This window comes from Enterobacter sp. 03-F-07-AD-ECC (assembly GCF_047530935.1).
Classification (GTDB): domain Bacteria; phylum Pseudomonadota; class Gammaproteobacteria; order Enterobacterales; family Enterobacteriaceae; genus Enterobacter; species Enterobacter cloacae.
In genome coordinates this window covers 240,304-257,938 of record NZ_JBLKBZ010000007.1, presented here as the reverse complement: position 1 = coordinate 257,938, position 17,635 = coordinate 240,304, and the positions used below count along the sequence as shown (strand labels likewise).

Genomic DNA, 17,635 nt, shown 5'->3' with positions numbered 1-17,635 from the left:
TAGTATTTTCATAGGGTTCACTTTTAATAATCATAATTACCCCCACCAGAGTGTGATATGCGTAAATCTGTTGTGTTATTACTGGGAACGTTTGCTCTTTTTTCTGGATTCGCGCATGCGGATGATGGCGATGATGACACCATTAGCGCGAAAGAGCTTAAAACGCTGTTTTTCGGTCATGATGATCGTACGCGTGTCGCCGATCCTACCCAGGCCCCGTGGGATGCCATCGGGCAACTGGAAACCGCCAGCGGTAACTTATGCACCGCCACGCTGATTACCCCTCAGCTTGCCCTGACCGCAGGCCATTGCCTGTTGACGCCGCCGGACGGCAAACCCGACAAAGCCGTGGTACTGCGATTTGTGTCTCAGAAAGGGATGTGGCGCTATGAAATTCACGGGATTGAAGGCCGGGTTGACCCTTCGCTGGGTAAGCGCCTGAAACCGGACGGCGACGGCTGGATAGTCCCGCCCGCTGCGGCCTCCTGGGATTTCGGTCTCATCATTTTGCGCTACCCGCCTTCTGGTATCACTCCTCTGCCCCTGTTTGATGGCGATAAAGCCGCGCTGACCGCCGCGCTGAAAGCCGTCGATCGCAAGGTGACGCAATCCGGTTATCCGGTCGATCATTTGGATACGCTGTATACCCACACCGACTGCATTGTGACCGGCTGGGCGCAAAACAGCGTACTCTCTCACCAGTGCGATACGTTACCGGGCGACAGTGGCTCACCGCTGATGCTGAAAACGGATAACGGCTGGCAGTTGATTGGTGTGCAGAGTTCAGCCCCGGCGGCCAAAGACCGATGGCGCGCGGATAACCGTGCTCTCTCGGTGACCGGTTTTCGCGACAAGCTGGAAGCGCTGGCACAATAACAGGCCAGCGCCGCCTCGCCTGACGTCATCAGGCGAGTTTTATCATAATCATACCGGCCAGCAGCAATACCAGGCCGATCCAGCCTTTATTATTTAACCGTTGGCCGAAGAGCACCCACCCTGCTGCCAGGGTCGCGGCAATACCAAACCCGCCCCACAGGGCATAGGCCACAGACAGATCGATACCTTTGACCGCCTGAGACAGGGCGCTAAACGCCCCCAGCACAGCGGCAATCGACATCAGACCGTAAACTTTACGGCGAAAACCATCAGAGAATTTCAGAAACACGTTCGCCAGAATTTCCAGAACAATGGCGAACCCCAGCCAGGCCGCGTGGATCCATTCAAACTGCTGCATGGGTCTGCTCCTTCTGCGGTTTTGTCGGCTTACGTGTACCCGATTTAATCAGCACAATCCCGACTACCAGCGTCGTCAATCCGGCGATCTTCATTGTTGATAAGGTTTCGTCAAATAACAAAACGCTGAACAGCGTAATCAACAAAATACCGATACCTTCCCAGAGGGCATAAGCCACCCCCAGCGCGATTTTCTTCACCGCAAACGAGAGGAAAATATAGGAAAGCGAAATCATCACCAGCATTAAAATAAAACCGGTGTTGCCATCGCTGACGCTTGCCCATTTCATAGACAGCGTGCCGGTAATTTCAGCGAGAATAGCCAGGGCTAATAAAATCCAGTAAAACATGTTTTTCTCCTGCTTGAGAATATAATCCATCGCGGCTCGCTGCGAACAGCAAACCCAAAAAAGGAAATTAAATCAGATAGCTAAGCGCATGGCGCCAGCTCAGGCAGAAGACGTGACTATAGCGCGTTGCGCCAGTGTTGCTCACCGGACAGAAGGAAGAAAGAGGTGGAGAATACAGCAGTATGGTTTGAAGAATACGTCCTGAACAAATTGTCCATAAAATTACAATTATCCGCGGTGTTGCTTCTCGTCTTTGCGGATCAAAATTGTCCTCGGTAGTTAAACACGCTAAATTTGTACCATAAGCCAGGATTTTACTCAAAGTCTTTTCAATTCTTTACCGAGGCCGTTTGATTTTGGTTAGTTTATTAAACGCCTTTCGCCTTTATTATAAATAAAAAAATACGCAGGAATTGCCATGGCTAAACCCATCATTACCCTGAACGGCCTCAAGATTGTCATCATGCTCGGTATGCTGGTGATCATCCTGACGGGCGTTCGTTTTGCCGCCGATATTATCGTGCCTTTTATTCTGGCGCTGTTTATTGCAGTGATCCTTAACCCGCTGGTTCAGCGCATGGTGCGGATACGCATACCGCGCGTGCTGGCGATCACCCTGCTCATCAGCATCATTATTATCGCGATGGTGCTGCTGGTCGCTTATCTGGGCACGTCCCTGAATGAACTGGCGCGCACGCTGCCGAAATACCGCTCGTCGCTGGTGATCCCCCTGTTGCAGATTGAACCCTGGCTGCAGCGCGCGGGCATTGAGGTCTCCGTGGAGGAACTGCTGAAGTATATCGACCCCAACGCAGCCATGACCCTCGTCACCAGCCTGCTGGCGCAACTCTCCAACGCCATGACCTCTATTTTCCTGCTGTTTTTAACCGTGGTGTTTATGCTGCTGGAGGTGCCGCAACTGCCTGCCAAACTACAGCATATAATGGTTCGGCCGGTGGAAGGCATGGGCGCGATTCAGCGTGCACTGGACAGTGTTTCCCGCTATCTGGTGCTGAAAACGGCGATCAGTCTCGTCACCGGGTGCGTTGTCTGGGGCATGCTGGTTGCGCTGGATGTGCGGTTTGCGTTCGTCTGGGGACTGCTCGCCTTTGCGCTTAACTATATTCCCAACATCGGTTCCGTGCTGGCGGCCATCCCGCCTATTCTGCAGGTGCTGGTTTTCAGTGGTTTGTATGATGCCCTGATTCTGCTGGCCGGTTATCTGGTGATTAACCTGGTCTTCGGAAACATTCTTGAACCGCGCATGATGGGACGCGGGCTCGGGCTTTCGACCCTGGTGGTGTTTTTATCCCTGATATTCTGGGGTTGGCTGCTCGGCCCCGTTGGCATGCTGCTCTCCGTTCCGCTGACCATCATCGTCAAGATTGCGCTTGAGCAGACGGCGGGCGGGCAAAGTATCGCCGTACTGCTGAGCGATATGAGTCACAGAGGCTGAGCAACCGTTAGTTTACCTACTCGCGCCAGCCCATTGCTGGCGCCACATGTTTGAGGATCGACTCAATCACATGCGCGTTGTAGTCCACACCAAGCTGATTCGGTACGGTCAGTAACAGGGTATCCGCTTCGGCTATCGCGTCGTCCTGCTTCAATTGTTCAACCAGCTTGTCGGGCTCTGCCGCATAGCTGCGCCCGAAAATCGCCCGCGTTTTTTCATCCAGATAGCCCACGCTATCGCTGTCGTTGCGGCTGGCCCCGAAATACATCCGGTCACGATCGTCCATCAGGGCAAAGATGCTGCGGCTCACCGACACGCGCGGCTGACGGGTATGGCCCGCCTCAGCCCAGGCCTGACGATACGCGTGGATCTGTTTTGCCTGCTGAATATGGAACGGCTCGCCGGTTTCATCGTCTTTCAGCGTTGAGCTTTGCAGGTTCATGCCCAGTCTGGCGGCCCAGACCGCCGTTGCATTTGAACCGGCACCCCACCAGATGCGGTCGCGTAAACCTTCGGAATGAGGCTCCAGGCGCAGCAGACCCGGCGGGTTCGGGAACATCGGTTGCGGGTTTGGTTTCGCAAACCCTTCTCCGCGCAGCACCTCAAGCAGCACCTCGGTATGACGACGCGCCATATCCGATTCGTTTTCCCCTTCCTGCGGGACATAGCCAAAGTGACGCCAGCCATCAATCACCTGCTCCGGCGAGCCGCGGCTAATTCCCAGCTGCAAACGCCCGCCAGAGATCAGATCCGCCGCCCCGGCATCCTCCGCCATGTACATTGGGTTTTCATACCGCATGTCGATCACGCCGGTACCGATTTCGATGGTTTTGGTTTTTGCGCCTATCGCCGCCAGCAAGGGGAACGGCGAGCTGAGCTGCCGGGCAAAGTGGTGCACACGGAAATAAGCGCCATCGGCACCCAGTTCTTCAGCGGCCACGGCCAGGTCGATGGACTGCAGCAGCGTGTCCGCTGCGGTTCGGGTACCGGACTGTGGCGACGGTGTCCAGTGACCAAATGATAAAAATCCGATCTTTTTCATAAGAGGTAATCCTGAGAATGTGTTGCGTTTCTTCTACTCTACGCATTACCGGGCAACAATAAATGCCGTTTATTTAACGGAAAGCGTCAAATAAATTGACTGACCTGAGCAGATCGCTATTGCGTTCCATAATGGGATATAATTTCGCTCACTCTTTTCCTGGCAGGTAAAACCGGCAATGGCTCTGATCCCTAAAAACTACGCGCGGCTGGAAAGCGGCTACCGTGAAAAAGCATTAAAAATTTATCCATGGGTCTGTGGGCGCTGCTCACGGGAATTTGTCTATTCCAACCTTCGGGAACTGACGGTTCACCATATCGATCACGACCATACCAATAACCCGGAAGATGGCAGTAACTGGGAGCTGTTGTGCCTGTTTTGCCACGATCATGAACACTCGAAGTACACCGAAGCAGATCAGTACGGCACCACCGTTGTCGCGGGAGAAGACGCGCAAAAAGATGTGGGTGTGGCCACCTTTAATCCGTTTGCTGATTTGAAAGCGATGATGGCGAAGAAGAAATAATTTTTTATCCACTGATTTATAATGAAAAACAGCCAAAGAGGCTTTATCTTTGGGCTGTTTTTCAGGTTATCACCATGCATTTCAGGGAATGATCCGTGCCGCCCTGAGCTGCGTAAACAGGCTGAAAAACATCTCGTCGGTGGCCCGCATGGCGGTGAATCCGGCCCGACGCAGCTTGCTGCCATCGCCAAACATATCGTAATCCCAGCCAAACACGAAGTCGGCAAACTGTCCGTCATTCAGCTGCAAAATATCGCTTTCCACCAGCCCGCGAGCTGCGGCGAGTTCGCGCCATACCGCGCGGTAGTCCGTAAACAGCTGCTGAAATGAGAGCCGGACCGGGGGGGCAGACTCCAGTTCAAACCAGTGTGCAATGCGTGGCCACAGCTCGCTCCAGCGCCAGATGTCACCGTTATTCACATTGAATGCCTGGTTCTCTGCTACCGGCGACGTGGCGGCCCACACGGTCGCCTCTGCCAGCAATTCGCCGTCTGTATGATCAACAATGCTGTGCCAGGTCTGTTCGGCGCCGGGAAAACGCAGCGGTAAATTCAGCGCCTTACACAGCGATGCGTACAGCGCGATGCTCAGGGCAAGATTCATGGCGTTACCCGGCACCGTGCTGCCCACCACGCCCGGCCGGATGGCGCTCCAGTGCCACGCTTTTCCCCGCTGAAAATCGCTAAGCCACCTGAGCTGGGCCGCGTTAAACTCCGCGCCCGGTACGCCGGGATCGCTTTCACGTGCCGGGGTTTTGAACGGGCCAAGATGCGCGCCGTAGACTTTGTAGCCCTGCATCAGGCTGACCGTCTCAAGGGGCGCCGTGTTTTCGAGGTTACTGACCAGATGGCGCAGCATGGTGACGTTCGGTTCAACCATCTCTGTCCAGTTCGCGGCATTGACCCAGGCGCTGTAAAACACATGAGTGATCCCGCTGAGCGATGACAGTGCCCGCGCGCTGTCCTGTGCATCCAGTAAATCAACATTAACCATCGCAATGCCTTCAGGGTGAGATACCGCCTGGCGGCTCAGGCCAATAACCTCCCACTGATTACGCAAAAGCGTTTTGACCAGCTGGTTGCCAACAATCCCGCTGGCGCCAGCGACCAGCGCGACCCTGTGTTGCTGCGTCGTATTCATGGTGTTTCTCCGAAAGGGGTGACAGACACAGTGTGATCTATTATTTTTTCCTGATATATCCCCCAAATCCGATGGCATTTATAAGCAGAATCACGAAATGAATAATAAGCTCAACGCCATTTCCACCTTTTTGCGCGTCGCCGAAGCGGGCTCCTTTTCCGCTGCCGCTCGCCTGGCCGGGATCAAGCAGTCCGCCGTCAGCCAGCAGATCGCCGCCCTTGAGGAAGAGCTCGGTGTGGTATTGCTGCATCGTACAACGCGCAGGATGAAGCTCACCGCGCAGGGTGAGCGTTACCGGCGGGATATGCAGCTTGTGCTGGAGGCCATGCAGGAAGCAGAGCGACGCCTGAACCCGGTTGAGCATCAATATCAGGGGGCCGTACATGTGCAGTTGCCGAGCGGCCTGGGCCAGATCGTGTTGCCGCGCCTGCTGACGCTACAGCGCATGAATCCTGAATTACATCTGCAGGTTTCGCTTGATGACCGCATCGCCGATCTGGTCACCGAAGGGGTGGATGTGGCGCTTCGGCTGAGCGCGGAGCCTCCGCAAACCCATGCCGCACGCGTACTGGCACGCATTGAAACGCCGCTCTTTGCCGCCCCGTCATTCCCGCCGGTAGAGTCCGTGTACGCGCTGGCGGCGCTTCCCCACGTGCGATTCAGCGGTATTCCGCTGGACGCTCCCTTACGCCTGGTTTCTGATGACGAAACGATTGATATTGCAGTGAATACCGTTTTCCGCGCCAATACCAGCGACGCCCTGTTACAGGCGCTGGAGGCAGGCATGGGTATTGGCGGTATGCAGTTACCGCTCGCGGCACGGGCGTTGCAAACCGGCACGCTGGTGCAGGTACTCCCCGCGTGGCGGTTACCCGACCGCTTTCTCTATGCGGTTTATCCGGACGCTCGCTTTATTCCACACAGGGTCAGAAGCGTTGTGGGGGTTATAGAACAGCTACTGCCTGAAATAATTAAGAAAAATTAAACTTTCCAGGATGCATACTCGCCAGCGCGCCTTGTTGAACTAAAAATTTTCGACTTTCAACGAGTTCCGGAAAATTCCCCTCCCGTCTCTTGATCGTTCTGGTTAATCATGAATACTGTATATAAACACAGTAATATGAGTTAACCATTATGCAGTTGATCTCTCCTTTGGGGCCTGATGCCACGCTATTGCTTCCGTTGTTTATGGAGCGGGTGCCCTGTGGCTTCCCCAGCCCTGCTCAGGATTATGTCGAGGATAGCCTTGATCTGAACAAGCTGGTGATCAAACATCCCAGCGCGACCTATTTTGTCAGGGTGAGCGGTGATTCGATGATCGGCGCAGGCATCAGCCATGGTGACCTGCTGGTGGTTGACCGTTCGTTAAACGCCGTTCATGGCGATATTGTGATTGCGGCGGTCGCGGGCGAATTTACCGTGAAGGAGTTGCAAACGCATCCGCGTCTTCAGCTCATCCCCCATAATCCTGACTACGCGCCGGTCGTTTTTGCCGCAGAAGACGAGCTGGAGATCTTCGGCGTTGTGACGTTTACCCTGAAAGCTAACCGCCATGTTCGCGCTCGTTGACGTAAACAGTTTTTACACCTCCTGCGAGACGGCGTTTCGGCCCGACCTTAAGGGGAAACCCGTGGTGGTCGTTTCAAATAACGACGGCTGTATCATTTCACGTTCAGCAGAAGCAAAAGCATTGGGGATCGGCATGGCCGGTCCCTACTTCAAGCTGAAGGATGAGCTGAGACGCCAGAAGGTACACGTCTTTAGCTCCAATTATGCGCTGTATGCGGATATGAGCCGCCGGGTGATGACCATTCTCGAAGAGATGGCTCCGAGAGTAGAGATCTACTCGATTGATGAAGCCTTTCTGGATCTGACGGGCGTCAGCCAGTGTATGCCTCTGGAGGCGTTCGGTCAGGCTATCCGCCAGCGCCTGTACAAAGAGACCGGCCTGCTGGTCGGGGTCGGTATCGCGCCCACCAAAACCTTAGCCAAGCTGGCTAACCATGCCGCCAAAACCTGGAAGAAAACCAACGGTGTGGTGGATTTATCGAATATCGATCGTCAGCGTAAACTGCTGTCACTGGTACCGGTCAGCGAAGTGTGGGGCGTCGGGCGCAGGATCAGCAAAAAACTGAATCTGATGGGGATCGAGACTGCCCTGCATCTGGCGGAATGTTCAAGCTGGGTGATCCGTAAACACTTTAATGTCGTGCTGGAAAGAACCGCCCGCGAGTTACGCGGTGAACCGTGTCTGGCGCTGGAAGAGTTTTCGCCAACAAAGCAACAAATCATCTGCAGCCGCTCCTTCGGCAGCCGTATCACCCGGTATGACGATATGCACCAGGCGATCTGCGCCTATGCCGAACGCGCCGCCGAGAAGCTGCGCGAAGAGAAACAGTTTTGCTGCTATATCAGCGTCTTTATTCGCACCAGCCCGCATGCGGAGGACGAGGTTTTTTATGGTAACCAGGCCTCCGGCAAGCTGACGATCCCCACCAACGATACGCGGGATATTATCAGGGTAGCTATCGAGTCATTAAACCGAATCTGGAAAGACGGGCATCGCTATATGAAAGCGGGCGTCATGCTCAGTGACTTTTTCAGTCAGGGCGTGGCGCAACTTAGCCTGTTCGATGAACACCCACCGCGGCCAGACAGTACAGCCCTGATGCAGGTTATCGACCGCCTTAACCGTTCAGGCCGGGGGTCTGTGTGGTTTGCGGGCCAGGGGGCGGTGAAATCCTGGGCGATGAAGCGGGATATGCTGTCGCCCTGCTACACCACGCGCTATTCCGATTTGCCGATCGTTAAATAACAAAGCCCGGATCCCTCCGGGCTCTGTTTATACGTGATTACACCAGCGCATTCAGCGTAGCCAGCGCGTCAGGCGGTAACACCAGCTCCCCTGCCGCGAGGTTTTGCCGCAGATGCGCCACGGAAGAGGTTCCCGGGATCAGCAGAATGTTCGGAGAACGTTGCAGCAGCCAGGCCAGCGCAACCTGCATCGGTGTCGCCCCCAGGTCGTCCGCCACCGCCTGCAGCCCGGAAGATTGCAGCGGCGTAAAACCGCCCAGCGGGAAGAACGGCACATAAGCAATCCCCTGCTGCGCAAGCGAATCCACCAGCGCATCGTCACTACGGTTCACGATGTTGTACATGTTTTGCACACACACCACGGGCACCATCTTCTGCGCCTCGGCAACCTGCGTGGCGGTGACATTGCTCAGACCAATATGTCGCACCAGCCCTTGCTGCTGTAGCTCTGCCAGGGTGGACAGCGGTTCAGCGATCGAGCCTTCCGCCGGTCCGTGTGCGCTAAACATAATCCGCAGGTTCACCACGTCCAGCACATCCAGCTGCAGATTGCGCAGGTTGTCGTGTACCGCCTGGGTCAGCTCCTGGGCGGAAAAGGCCGGCAGCCAGGCGCCTTTATCGTCGCGGCGCGCACCGATTTTGGTGACGAGGGTAAGATCGTCCCGGTACGGATGCAGCGCCTCGCGGATCAGCTGGTTAGTCACATGCGGACCATAAAAATCGCTGGTATCGATATGATTCACGCCCGCCGCCACGGCTTCCCGGAGCACTTCCAGCGCGGCATTTTTGTCCTTCGGTGGCCCAAAAACGCCCGGCCCGGCCAGCTGCATTGCGCCGTAACCCAGCCGTTTAACCGTGCGTGTGCCCAGCGCGTATGTCCCGCTTTTATCGATGCTGCTCATGTTCACCTTCCTCATAAAAAAGATCCGGATTTACAACAGGTTCCCGACCAGAACCCATAGTTAAGCGCGAGTTAAATTAAAGTTTAAATTTTAGACGACGATAGTATTTGTGTACCCCTGCACTTTCTTACGGACGACCGCTATGCTGAAAAATCTGCACGTGATTACCGGTATTATCTTTGCTCTCACCATATTCTGCCTGCTACAAGTTGTCACGGGAGGGTTGTTCTACTCTGCCGTCAGCAACGATCGCCATAACTTCCAGAACTCCGGGGTGCTTAATGCCCAGCAGGAGAGCCTGAGTGACAGCGTTAACACCCTCATCAAAACGCGCGTTACCGTGACGCGCGTGGCCATCCGCTATCTGAAAAATCAGCGCGATCCGGCGTCCCTTGAGGCGATCAACAAACTGCTTGGCACCGCGGGTAACTCTCTGGCTAAAGCAGAAGCCTATAACAAACAGTGGCAGGCCCTGCCGCAGGTTAACGGCCAGAGTGCGGCGCTAACCGACGAGATGCTGAAATCCTGGAACCAGATGCACGAAGTGATGCGTCTGTCGATTGAGTATCTGCGTGCCGACAACTATCAGGCCTATGGCGATCTGGATGCGCAGCAGGCACAGGACGATATGGAAGCGGTCTATAACCGCTGGCGCGCCGAAAACAACACGCTGCTGAAAGCCGCGGCCGAAGAGAACCAGAGCAGCTTTACCCAGATGCAATGGACGCTGGCGGCTATATTCCTGGCCGTTATCGCCGTGCTGGTGGTGATCTGGCAGGGTTTACAGCACCTGCTGTTAAAACCGCTGCAAACCATTATGAACCATATTCGTACCATTGCGGCGGGCGACCTGACGCAGGATATTACCCTCTCTGGCCGCAATGAGATGGGCCAGCTGGCGGCCGGTCTGCATGAGATGCAGCAATCTCTGGTCACCACGGTCAGCGCCGTACGCGGCAGTACCGACTCCATCTACACCGGCGCAGGCGAAATTGCCGCCGGGAGCAACGATCTTTCCGCCCGTACGGAAGAACAGGCCGCCTCGCTGGAAGAGACCGCAGCCAGCATGGAAGAGCTGACCGCCACGGTGAAACAGAACTCCGACAACGCCCGTCAGGCGACCCTGCTGGCGAAGAACGCGTCTGAGACCGCGGCGCGCGGCGGTCATGTGGTGGATAACGTTGTCCGCACGATGACGGAAATTGCCGACAGTTCGCAGCAAATTGCCCACATCACCGGCGTGATTGACAGCATTGCCTTCCAGACCAACATTCTGGCGCTGAATGCCGCGGTAGAAGCCGCACGCGCCGGGGAACAGGGTCGTGGCTTTGCGGTGGTCGCCGGGGAAGTTCGTACCCTGGCGAGCCGCAGCGCGCAGGCGGCAAAAGAGATCAAGGGCCTTATCGAGAACTCTGTCAGCCGCGTGAATACCGGCTCTGAGCAGGTCAGCGAAGCCGGTGCAACGATGAAGGAAATTGTGGCGGCGGTCACCCGCGTGACCGATATCATGGGCGAGATTTCATCTGCGTCCGATGAGCAGAGTCGCGGTATTGAACAGGTGAGCCTGGCCGTTTCGCAGATGGACAGCGTCACCCAGCAAAACGCCGCGCTGGTGCAGCAGTCCGCCACGGCGGCAGCGGCGCTGGAAGATCAGTCCGAACAGCTGCGCCAGGCGGTGGCGGCATTTCGTCTGAACGGTAAACAACAGGCCACCGCGCCCCGTACAACGCATGTGAAAACACCACAGCTGTTGCGCCCGGCCACGGCAGGCACCGCCACCGACAGCAACTGGGAAACCTTCTGAGTTCAGCGCGGGCGAGCACCTCCCCCGCGCTAATCCCGTTAACGGCTGCGCTTGGCGTGCCGTTCCCAGTTCTCCTGTTTCGCGTCGTTGGATTTTCGCAGTGAAACATAACAGGCCCCGCTGCCGCCGTGATGCGGCAGCGCCACGCAGAAGGCCTGCACTTCCTCAAACTCTGTTAACCAGCGCGCCAGATAGCTACGTATCACGTTAGGATGAGCATTCTGTTCGCGCCCTTTTCCATGAATGATAATCAGATTGCGTAATCCGTCGCGTCCGGCCTGGCGAATAAAGGCGTACAGCATCTGGCGGCAACGCTCGGCGGGCTGACGTAACAGGTTCAGGCTGGCTTCGCGGGAGTATTTCCCCGAGCGCAGCTTATCCATTACGCCCTGTTGTATCCCTTCACGCTGAAATGCCAGCGGCTCATCCAGGGGCAGAAGTTCCAGAAAGCCCAGGGTGAGGAAGTTATCCAGCTGCTCGGTATCAATCTCCTGGCGCGCCCGCGTGTTGCGGCTCGGCTGCCAGTGAATATCTGCGCAGCGCTTCAGGGGCTGGACATCCTCCATGGCGTCAAGAAACAGTGATTTGTCGTCAGGGTTCATGGAAATCCTCCGGCTACATCTGAGCCTGTACTATACCTTCGCGGGGGGTGTGCCTCAACAGCCGTTCCCCCGGGCAGGGTGGCGCTGAAAGCAAGCTGATGAATATCAATCGACAGCCGGGGAAAAATTAAACATCACTTAACTCAAACTTCAGCGTAAATAAAACACGCAATTTGGCTTAAACATCCATAAAATCAAACACTCAACCGCCTTTCATTTTGAGAGAAAGCTGTTATAACTTAATTAACCTGCCTCATGGATATAACATCCAGGATATGCGAAGGGATGCACTGCTGTGTGTACTGAAGGGTCTGTCTGATGTCGGACAGGCCCTGTTTTTTATGGATGATGTTTCACGCAGAGACGATTGCCCGCGCCTCTCGTCTGAACTGCGTAATTAACGACTCCGTAAGCGGGGTCTGGCGTGAATCCCGACGCTGAATTAAATAATACGTCGCTTTTGGAAGTGATTCGACAACCGGCAGCATAACCAGACGCCCCGCCAACAGGGGGTCACAACCCAGCTCCTGCGGCAATATGCTTAAAAAATCGCTTTGTGCGACAAGGCTGATACACGACGAAAATGTTTCGCAGACCACGCCAATGCGGGGTATTTGCGAGCGATGGCTAAATACATCCTCTAACTGCTTATAATAACTTCCCCGGGGCGTTGGCATGGTCCAGTTATAATGCAGCAGATCGTTAATGGAGGTTGCTCCCGTCGCCGGATGTCCCTCCCGGCAAAATACGGCAAACGGTTTTTCTAATAGCTTTTCAAACGTAAATTCATGATCGTAAGGTCCCTGATAATAGGTATTGATGGTGAAGTCCAGTTCGCCCTGGCGTAATTCATTGATCATCGATACCAGCTGCCCTTCCATAATTCGCACCTTAACCTGCGGATGCTGCGCATGAAAGCGGGTGATAACCGCAGGCATAAGGCTTCGCGAAATACTCGCTCCCATCCCGATATTGATCTGCCCGGCCAGCTCGCCCTGCCGCTGGCGAATGTCATCCTGCGCCGCGCGCAGCTCTTCCAGAATCAGCCTGGCGCGCTGATAGAAGCCTTCGCCACACTCGGTTAACGCCACGCCTTTGCTTCGGCGCACAAAGAGCTGCGCCGCCATGCCCTCTTCCAGCTCTTTGATCGATTTGGTCAACGCCGGTTGCGAAAGATTCAGCGTCCTGCTGGCGCCGCGAATGCTGCCCTGACGCGCCACTTCAACGAACGCCCGAATTTGATGAAATTTAATCTGAAATGACATAGCCCGACCGATAACCGTTGTTTATCAGAGTAAAGAAACTGTCATCTACTTTAATGGAAAGGGATGTGCGAGGGTAATTCCTGAACGGTTAAAACTGTGAAAAATCGGTTAGTGATAAGTAAAAACTATCACAGCGTGAAGCAGTTCACATATTTTAATGATGACAGGAACAGATATGGACTCACTGGCACAGTACATCCAAACCTTAGCCCCGCAACTGAGCGCATGGCGTCGCGATTTTCACCATTTTGCCGAATCCGGCTGGGTGGAATTTCGGACTGCCGCGAAGGTCGCGGAGATCCTGGATAGCCTGGGTTATGACCTGGCGATGGGCCGCGACGTGGTGGATGCCGAAAGCCGTATGGGGTTGCCGGATAACGCTACCCTGACGCGAGAATTTGCCCGCGCCCGTGCGCAGGGCGCGCCCGAAAAATGGCTCGCGCCGTTTGAAGGCGGCTTCACCGGCCTGGTTGCCACGCTTAACACCGGCCGTCCCGGCCCGACGCTGGCGTTTCGCGTGGACATGGACGCTCTCGACCTGAGCGAAGCGCTCGACGACAGCCACCGCCCGTTCCGCGACGGCTTTGCCTCCTGCAATCCGGGCATGATGCACGCCTGCGCGCACGACGGCCACACCACGATTGGCCTTGGGCTGGCGCACGTGCTCATGCACAACAAAGCGCAGCTGAACGGCACCATCAGGCTGATCTTCCAGCCTGCCGAAGAAGGCACTCGCGGCGCACGCGCCATGGTGGCCGCCGGGGCACTGGACGGGGTGGACTATTTCACCGCCATTCACATTGGTACCGGGGTGCCTGCCGGGACGGTGATCTGCGGCAGCGATAACTTTATGGCGACAACCAAGTTTGACGCAACGTTTACCGGCGTTGCCGCACACGCAGGCGGTAAACCGGAAGAAGGCCGTAACGCCCTGCTCGCCGCCGCCCAGGCCGCGCTCGCGCTGCACAGCACTGCGCCACACAGCGAAGGGGCTTCTCGGGTGAATGTGGGAGTGATGCAGGCCGGCAGCGGACGCAACGTGGTACCCGCCCATGCCCTGCTTAAGGTCGAAACCCGCGGCGAGAGCGAGGCGATCAATCAGTATGTGTTCGAACGCGCGCAGTCCGTCATTACCGGTGCCGCCGCGCTGTACGGCGTGACGGCTGAGATGCGCCTGATGGGGGCAGCCACCGCCAGCGCTCCGACACCTGCCTGGGTGGATTATCTGCGCCAGCAGGCAAGCCAGGTGCCCGGTGTGGAACAGGCCATTGATAAGGTTAAAGCCCCGGCCGGTTCCGAAGACGCCACGCTGATGATGGCCCGGGTGCAAGAAAACGGCGGCATGGCCTCCTACATGGTGTTTGGCACAGATTTGAGCGCCGGACATCACAATGAAAAATTCGACTTTGATGAGCGCGTCATGACCGTCGCTATCGAAACGCTGGCGCGCACTGCGCTGAATTTCCCCTGGACGCGAGGTGTGTAATGCAGGAGAACTACGCTTTTATTGCCGATGCAATCGACACGCGATGTCAGACGTTCACCGACATTGCCGACGAAATCTGGGATCACCCGGAAACCCGCTTTGAAGAGTTCTGGTCCGCAGAGCGGCTGGCCAGCGCGCTGGAAGCGGAAGGCTTCATCCTGACCCGTGAGGCTGGCGGCATTCCGAATGCCTTTATCGCCAGCTTCGGTAGCGGTAAACCGGTGATTGCCCTGCTCGGCGAATATGACGCGCTGGCCGGATTAAGCCAGCAGGCACACTGCGCGACGGCACACGCCACCACGCCCGGTGCTAACGGCCATGGCTGCGGGCATAACCTGCTCGGCACCGCGGCGTTTGCAGGTGCCGTTGCGGTGAAAAGCTGGCTGGAGCAGCACGGCGGGAGTGGAACCGTGCGTTTTTACGGTTGTCCCGGCGAAGAAGGCGGTTCCGGTAAAACGTTTATGGTCCGTGAGGGCTTGTTTGACGATGTTGACGCCGCGGTCACCTGGCACCCGGAAGCGTTTGCCGGCATGTTTAACGTCAGTACGCTGGCCAATATCCAGGCCGCCTGGCGCTTTAAGGGCGTGGCGGCGCATGCGGCAAACTCGCCGCATCTGGGGCGCAGCGCGCTGGATGCGGTGACGCTGATGACCACCGGCACCAACTTCCTCAACGAACATATCATCGAGAAAGCACGCGTCCATTACGCCATAACCGATACCGGCGGCATCTCCCCCAACGTGGTGCAGGCGCAGGCCGAAGTGCTGTACCTGATCCGCGCCCCGGAGATGGCCGACGCGCAGCAAATCTACGCGCGCATTGAGAAGATCGCTCAGGGTGCGGCGTTGATGACCGAAACTACCGTCGAGTGTCGCTTTGATAAAGCCTGCTCCAGCTACCTGCCAAACCGCACGCTCGAAGCGGCGATGTATCGCGCCCTGCAACATTACGGCACGCCAGCCTGGACGGAGGAGGAACGCGCCTTTGCCCGGGAGATCCGCGCCACCCTGACGGCAAACGATCTGCAAAACAGCCTCAGAAACATTGCTGCAACCGGGGGGAACGAAGGTAAAGCCTTTGCCCGCCGCCACCAGGAGACCCTGCTGGTGGACGAGGTCGCGCCTTACGCTATCACCGATAACGTGCTGGCTGGCTCCACGGACGTGGGTGATGTTAGCTGGAAGATGCCCGTCGCCCAGTGTTTCAGCCCCTGCTTTACCGTCGGCACGCCGCTGCACACCTGGCAACTGGTGGCTCAGGGGCGAACGTCCATTGCCCATAAAGGCATGCTGCTGGCCGGGAAAGTGATGGGTGCCACCGCGCTACATCTGCTGCAGGACGCAGACCTGCTGAAAAAATGTCGTGAAGAGTTCGAACAACAAACACAAGAAAAACCGTACGTGTGTCCGATCCCTGCAGGCGTGACACCGTCACCTTTAAAATAAAAAAACACAACACAACACAACACAACAGTCCCGAGGAACGCCCATGAGTATGTCATCCATACCTTCGCATTCCCCATCCGGTAAGCTCTATGGCTGGGTTGAAAGGATCGGCAATAAAGTGCCACACCCTTTCCTGCTTTTTATCTGGTTGATCGTGGTTTTGATGGTGGCGACAGCCGTGCTGTCCGCCTTAGGGGTGAGCGTGCGCAGCCCGGCCGATGGCAGCATGGTAAGCGTAAAGAACCTGCTGAGCATTGAAGGGTTGCACTGGTTTTTACCGAATGTGATTAAAAACTTCAGCGGTTTTGCGCCGCTGGGCGCCATTCTGGCGCTGGTGCTGGGGGCCGGTCTGGCTGAGCGCGTTGGCCTGCTCCCCGCGCTGATGGTGAAAATGGCTTCTCACGTCAGCGCACGCTACGCCAGCTATATGGTGCTGTTTATTGCGTTTTTCAGCCACATCTCTTCTGATGCCGCGCTGGTAATCATGCCGCCGATGGGGGCGCTGATCTTCCTTGCCGTCGGGCGTCACCCCGTGGCGGGTCTGTTGTCGGCAATTGCCGGTGTGGGATGCGGTTTCACTGCCAATCTGCTGATCGTCACCACCGATGTCCTGCTTTCGGGGATTAGCACCGAGGCGGCGAAAACAATCGATGCGGCCATGCACGTCAGCGTGATCGACAACTGGTACTTTATGGCCAGTTCGGTCATCGTCCTGACGCTTGTTGGCGGGCTGATTACCGATAAGATCATCGAGCCGCGGTTAGGGAAATGGGAAGGCCGTAGTGACGAAAAGCTGGAAACGCTGAGCAAAGAGCAACGCTTTGGCCTGCGTGTCGCCGGGATAGTCTCGCTGGTATTTATCGCGATGGTGGCGCTGATGGTAGTGCCGGAGAACGGTATCCTGCGCGACCCGGTGAAACATACCGTCCTGCCCTCGCCGTTTATACAGGGCATTGTGCCGCTGATCATTCTGTTTTTCTTTGTCGTGTCGCTCGCGTATGGCATCGCCACCGGCAAAATCCGCCGCCAGGCCGATCTGCCGCAACTGATGATTGAGCCGATGAAGGAGATGGCGGGCTTTATCGTGATGGTCTTCCCGCTGGCCCAGTTCGTCGCCATGTTTAACTGGAGCAACATGGGCAAATTTATGGCCGTTGGCCTGACCGATGCGCTGGAAGCCGCCGGGTTAAGCGGCGTCCCGGCGTTTGTGGGTCTGGCGCTGCTGTCGTCACTGCTGTGCATGTTTATCGCCAGCGGATCCGCCATCTGGTCGATTCTGGCCCCCATTTTCGTGCCGATGTTTATGATGCTGGGCTTCCATCCGGCCTTTGCGCAGATCCTGTTCCGTATCGCCGACTCCTCGGTGATCCCGCTGGCGCCGGTTTCGCCATTCGTACCGCTGTTTTTGGGCTTCCTGCAGCGCTATAAACCGGAGGCGAAGCTGGGTACCTACTATTCGCTGGTTTTACCCTATCCGCTTATCTTTTTAGGGGTATGGCTGGTGATGCTGGTGGCATGGTATCTTGTCGGCCTGCCGATAGGACCGGGTATCTACCCGAGGCTGAATTAA

At 56.3% G+C, this 17,635-nt stretch carries 17 protein-coding genes; 10 read left to right on the top strand and 7 right to left on the bottom strand.

The window, feature by feature from the left end; genetic code table 11:
- Positions 1–57 precede the first annotated feature (57 nt).
- Positions 58–876, top strand: coding sequence for a trypsin-like serine peptidase (locus tag ACMWKA_RS13730; protein ID WP_013096841.1), 819 nt, complete (start codon positions 58–60; stop codon positions 874–876).
- A 28-nt stretch (positions 877–904) separates the two neighbouring features.
- On the opposite strand, the gene mdtI is transcribed toward ACMWKA_RS13730, so the two are convergent.
- Positions 905–1,234, bottom strand: a complete 330-nt coding sequence (gene mdtI, locus ACMWKA_RS13725) for a multidrug/spermidine efflux SMR transporter subunit MdtI (protein ID WP_013096842.1) — start codon at positions 1,232–1,234, stop codon at positions 905–907.
- The gene (gene mdtJ / locus ACMWKA_RS13720; RefSeq protein ID WP_029882799.1) at positions 1,221–1,583 is read right to left on the bottom strand and encodes a multidrug/spermidine efflux SMR transporter subunit MdtJ; all 363 of its coding nucleotides are present in this window, start codon (positions 1,581–1,583) and stop codon (positions 1,221–1,223) included. Before mdtJ ends, mdtI begins: the two co-directional genes overlap by 14 nt.
- A gap of 418 nt (positions 1,584–2,001) precedes the next feature.
- Between mdtJ and ACMWKA_RS13715 the strand changes: the two genes are divergently transcribed.
- Entirely contained in the window at positions 2,002–3,039 is a 1,038-nt protein-coding gene (locus tag ACMWKA_RS13715; RefSeq protein WP_020688252.1) for an AI-2E family transporter, read from the top strand.
- A gap of 16 nt (positions 3,040–3,055) precedes the next feature.
- Here ACMWKA_RS13715 and ACMWKA_RS13710 read toward each other — a convergent pair whose 3' ends face one another.
- Entirely contained in the window at positions 3,056–4,081 is a 1,026-nt protein-coding gene (locus tag ACMWKA_RS13710; RefSeq protein WP_414760330.1) for an LLM class flavin-dependent oxidoreductase, read from the bottom strand.
- 178 nt (positions 4,082–4,259) lie between these two features.
- On the opposite strand from ACMWKA_RS13710, the gene yajD reads away from it, so the two are divergent.
- Positions 4,260–4,607: an HNH nuclease YajD gene (gene yajD / locus ACMWKA_RS13705; protein WP_061772288.1), complete on the top strand. Its 348-nt coding sequence runs from the start codon at positions 4,260–4,262 to the stop codon at positions 4,605–4,607.
- A gap of 81 nt (positions 4,608–4,688) precedes the next feature.
- Here yajD and ACMWKA_RS13700 read toward each other — a convergent pair whose 3' ends face one another.
- Complete coding sequence (locus ACMWKA_RS13700) at positions 4,689–5,747, bottom strand: SDR family oxidoreductase (RefSeq protein WP_414760329.1); 1,059 nt, start codon at positions 5,745–5,747, stop codon at positions 4,689–4,691.
- 97 nt (positions 5,748–5,844) lie between these two features.
- On the opposite strand from ACMWKA_RS13700, the gene ACMWKA_RS13695 reads away from it, so the two are divergent.
- The 3 genes from ACMWKA_RS13695 (at position 5,845) to umuC (ending at position 8,562) form a co-directional block, all read left to right on the top strand.
- Positions 5,845–6,732 carry a LysR family transcriptional regulator gene (locus tag ACMWKA_RS13695; protein WP_048971262.1) on the top strand — a complete coding sequence of 296 codons (888 nt, stop codon included), beginning with the start codon at positions 5,845–5,847 and terminating at the stop codon, positions 6,730–6,732.
- A 149-nt stretch (positions 6,733–6,881) separates the two neighbouring features.
- Positions 6,882–7,316 carry a translesion error-prone DNA polymerase V autoproteolytic subunit gene (gene umuD / locus ACMWKA_RS13690; RefSeq protein ID WP_029882790.1) on the top strand — a complete coding sequence of 145 codons (435 nt, stop codon included), beginning with the start codon at positions 6,882–6,884 and terminating at the stop codon, positions 7,314–7,316.
- Complete coding sequence (umuC, locus tag ACMWKA_RS13685) at positions 7,300–8,562, top strand: translesion error-prone DNA polymerase V subunit UmuC (protein WP_414760328.1); 1,263 nt, start codon at positions 7,300–7,302, stop codon at positions 8,560–8,562. Before umuD ends, umuC begins: the two co-directional genes overlap by 17 nt.
- A 37-nt stretch (positions 8,563–8,599) precedes the next feature.
- On the opposite strand, the gene ACMWKA_RS13680 is transcribed toward umuC, so the two are convergent.
- A complete protein-coding gene (locus tag ACMWKA_RS13680) occupies positions 8,600–9,463 on the bottom strand; it encodes an aldo/keto reductase family oxidoreductase (RefSeq protein ID WP_013096857.1) in 864 nt (287 codons plus the stop codon).
- A gap of 142 nt (positions 9,464–9,605) precedes the next feature.
- Between ACMWKA_RS13680 and tcp the strand changes: the two genes are divergently transcribed.
- Entirely contained in the window at positions 9,606–11,267 is a 1,662-nt protein-coding gene (gene tcp, locus ACMWKA_RS13675) for a methyl-accepting chemotaxis citrate transducer (protein WP_013096858.1), read from the top strand.
- Positions 11,268–11,305: 38 nt separating this feature from the next.
- On the opposite strand, the gene smrA is transcribed toward tcp, so the two are convergent.
- Together smrA and ACMWKA_RS13665 are read right to left on the bottom strand one after the other, a co-directional pair.
- Complete coding sequence (gene smrA / locus ACMWKA_RS13670) at positions 11,306–11,869, bottom strand: DNA endonuclease SmrA (RefSeq protein WP_013096859.1); 564 nt, start codon at positions 11,867–11,869, stop codon at positions 11,306–11,308.
- 353 nt (positions 11,870–12,222) lie between these two features.
- Positions 12,223–13,134 (bottom strand): LysR family transcriptional regulator, encoded by a 912-nt coding sequence (locus ACMWKA_RS13665; protein ID WP_020688268.1) that lies wholly within the window; start codon positions 13,132–13,134, stop codon positions 12,223–12,225.
- A 175-nt stretch (positions 13,135–13,309) separates the two neighbouring features.
- Between ACMWKA_RS13665 and ACMWKA_RS13660 the strand changes: the two genes are divergently transcribed.
- Genes ACMWKA_RS13660 through abgT form a run of 3 tightly spaced genes read left to right on the top strand, consistent with a single transcriptional unit; the run spans position 13,310 to position 17,635 of the window.
- Positions 13,310–14,620: a M20 family metallo-hydrolase gene (locus tag ACMWKA_RS13660; RefSeq protein WP_414760327.1), complete on the top strand. Its 1,311-nt coding sequence runs from the start codon at positions 13,310–13,312 to the stop codon at positions 14,618–14,620.
- Positions 14,620–16,065 carry a M20 family metallopeptidase gene (locus ACMWKA_RS13655; RefSeq protein ID WP_048971258.1) on the top strand — a complete coding sequence of 482 codons (1,446 nt, stop codon included), beginning with the start codon at positions 14,620–14,622 and terminating at the stop codon, positions 16,063–16,065. The genes ACMWKA_RS13660 and ACMWKA_RS13655 overlap by 1 nt, the downstream gene beginning before the upstream one ends.
- Before the next feature lie 43 nt (positions 16,066–16,108).
- Positions 16,109–17,635, top strand: coding sequence for a p-aminobenzoyl-glutamate transporter (abgT, locus tag ACMWKA_RS13650; protein ID WP_020688271.1), 1,527 nt, complete (start codon positions 16,109–16,111; stop codon positions 17,633–17,635).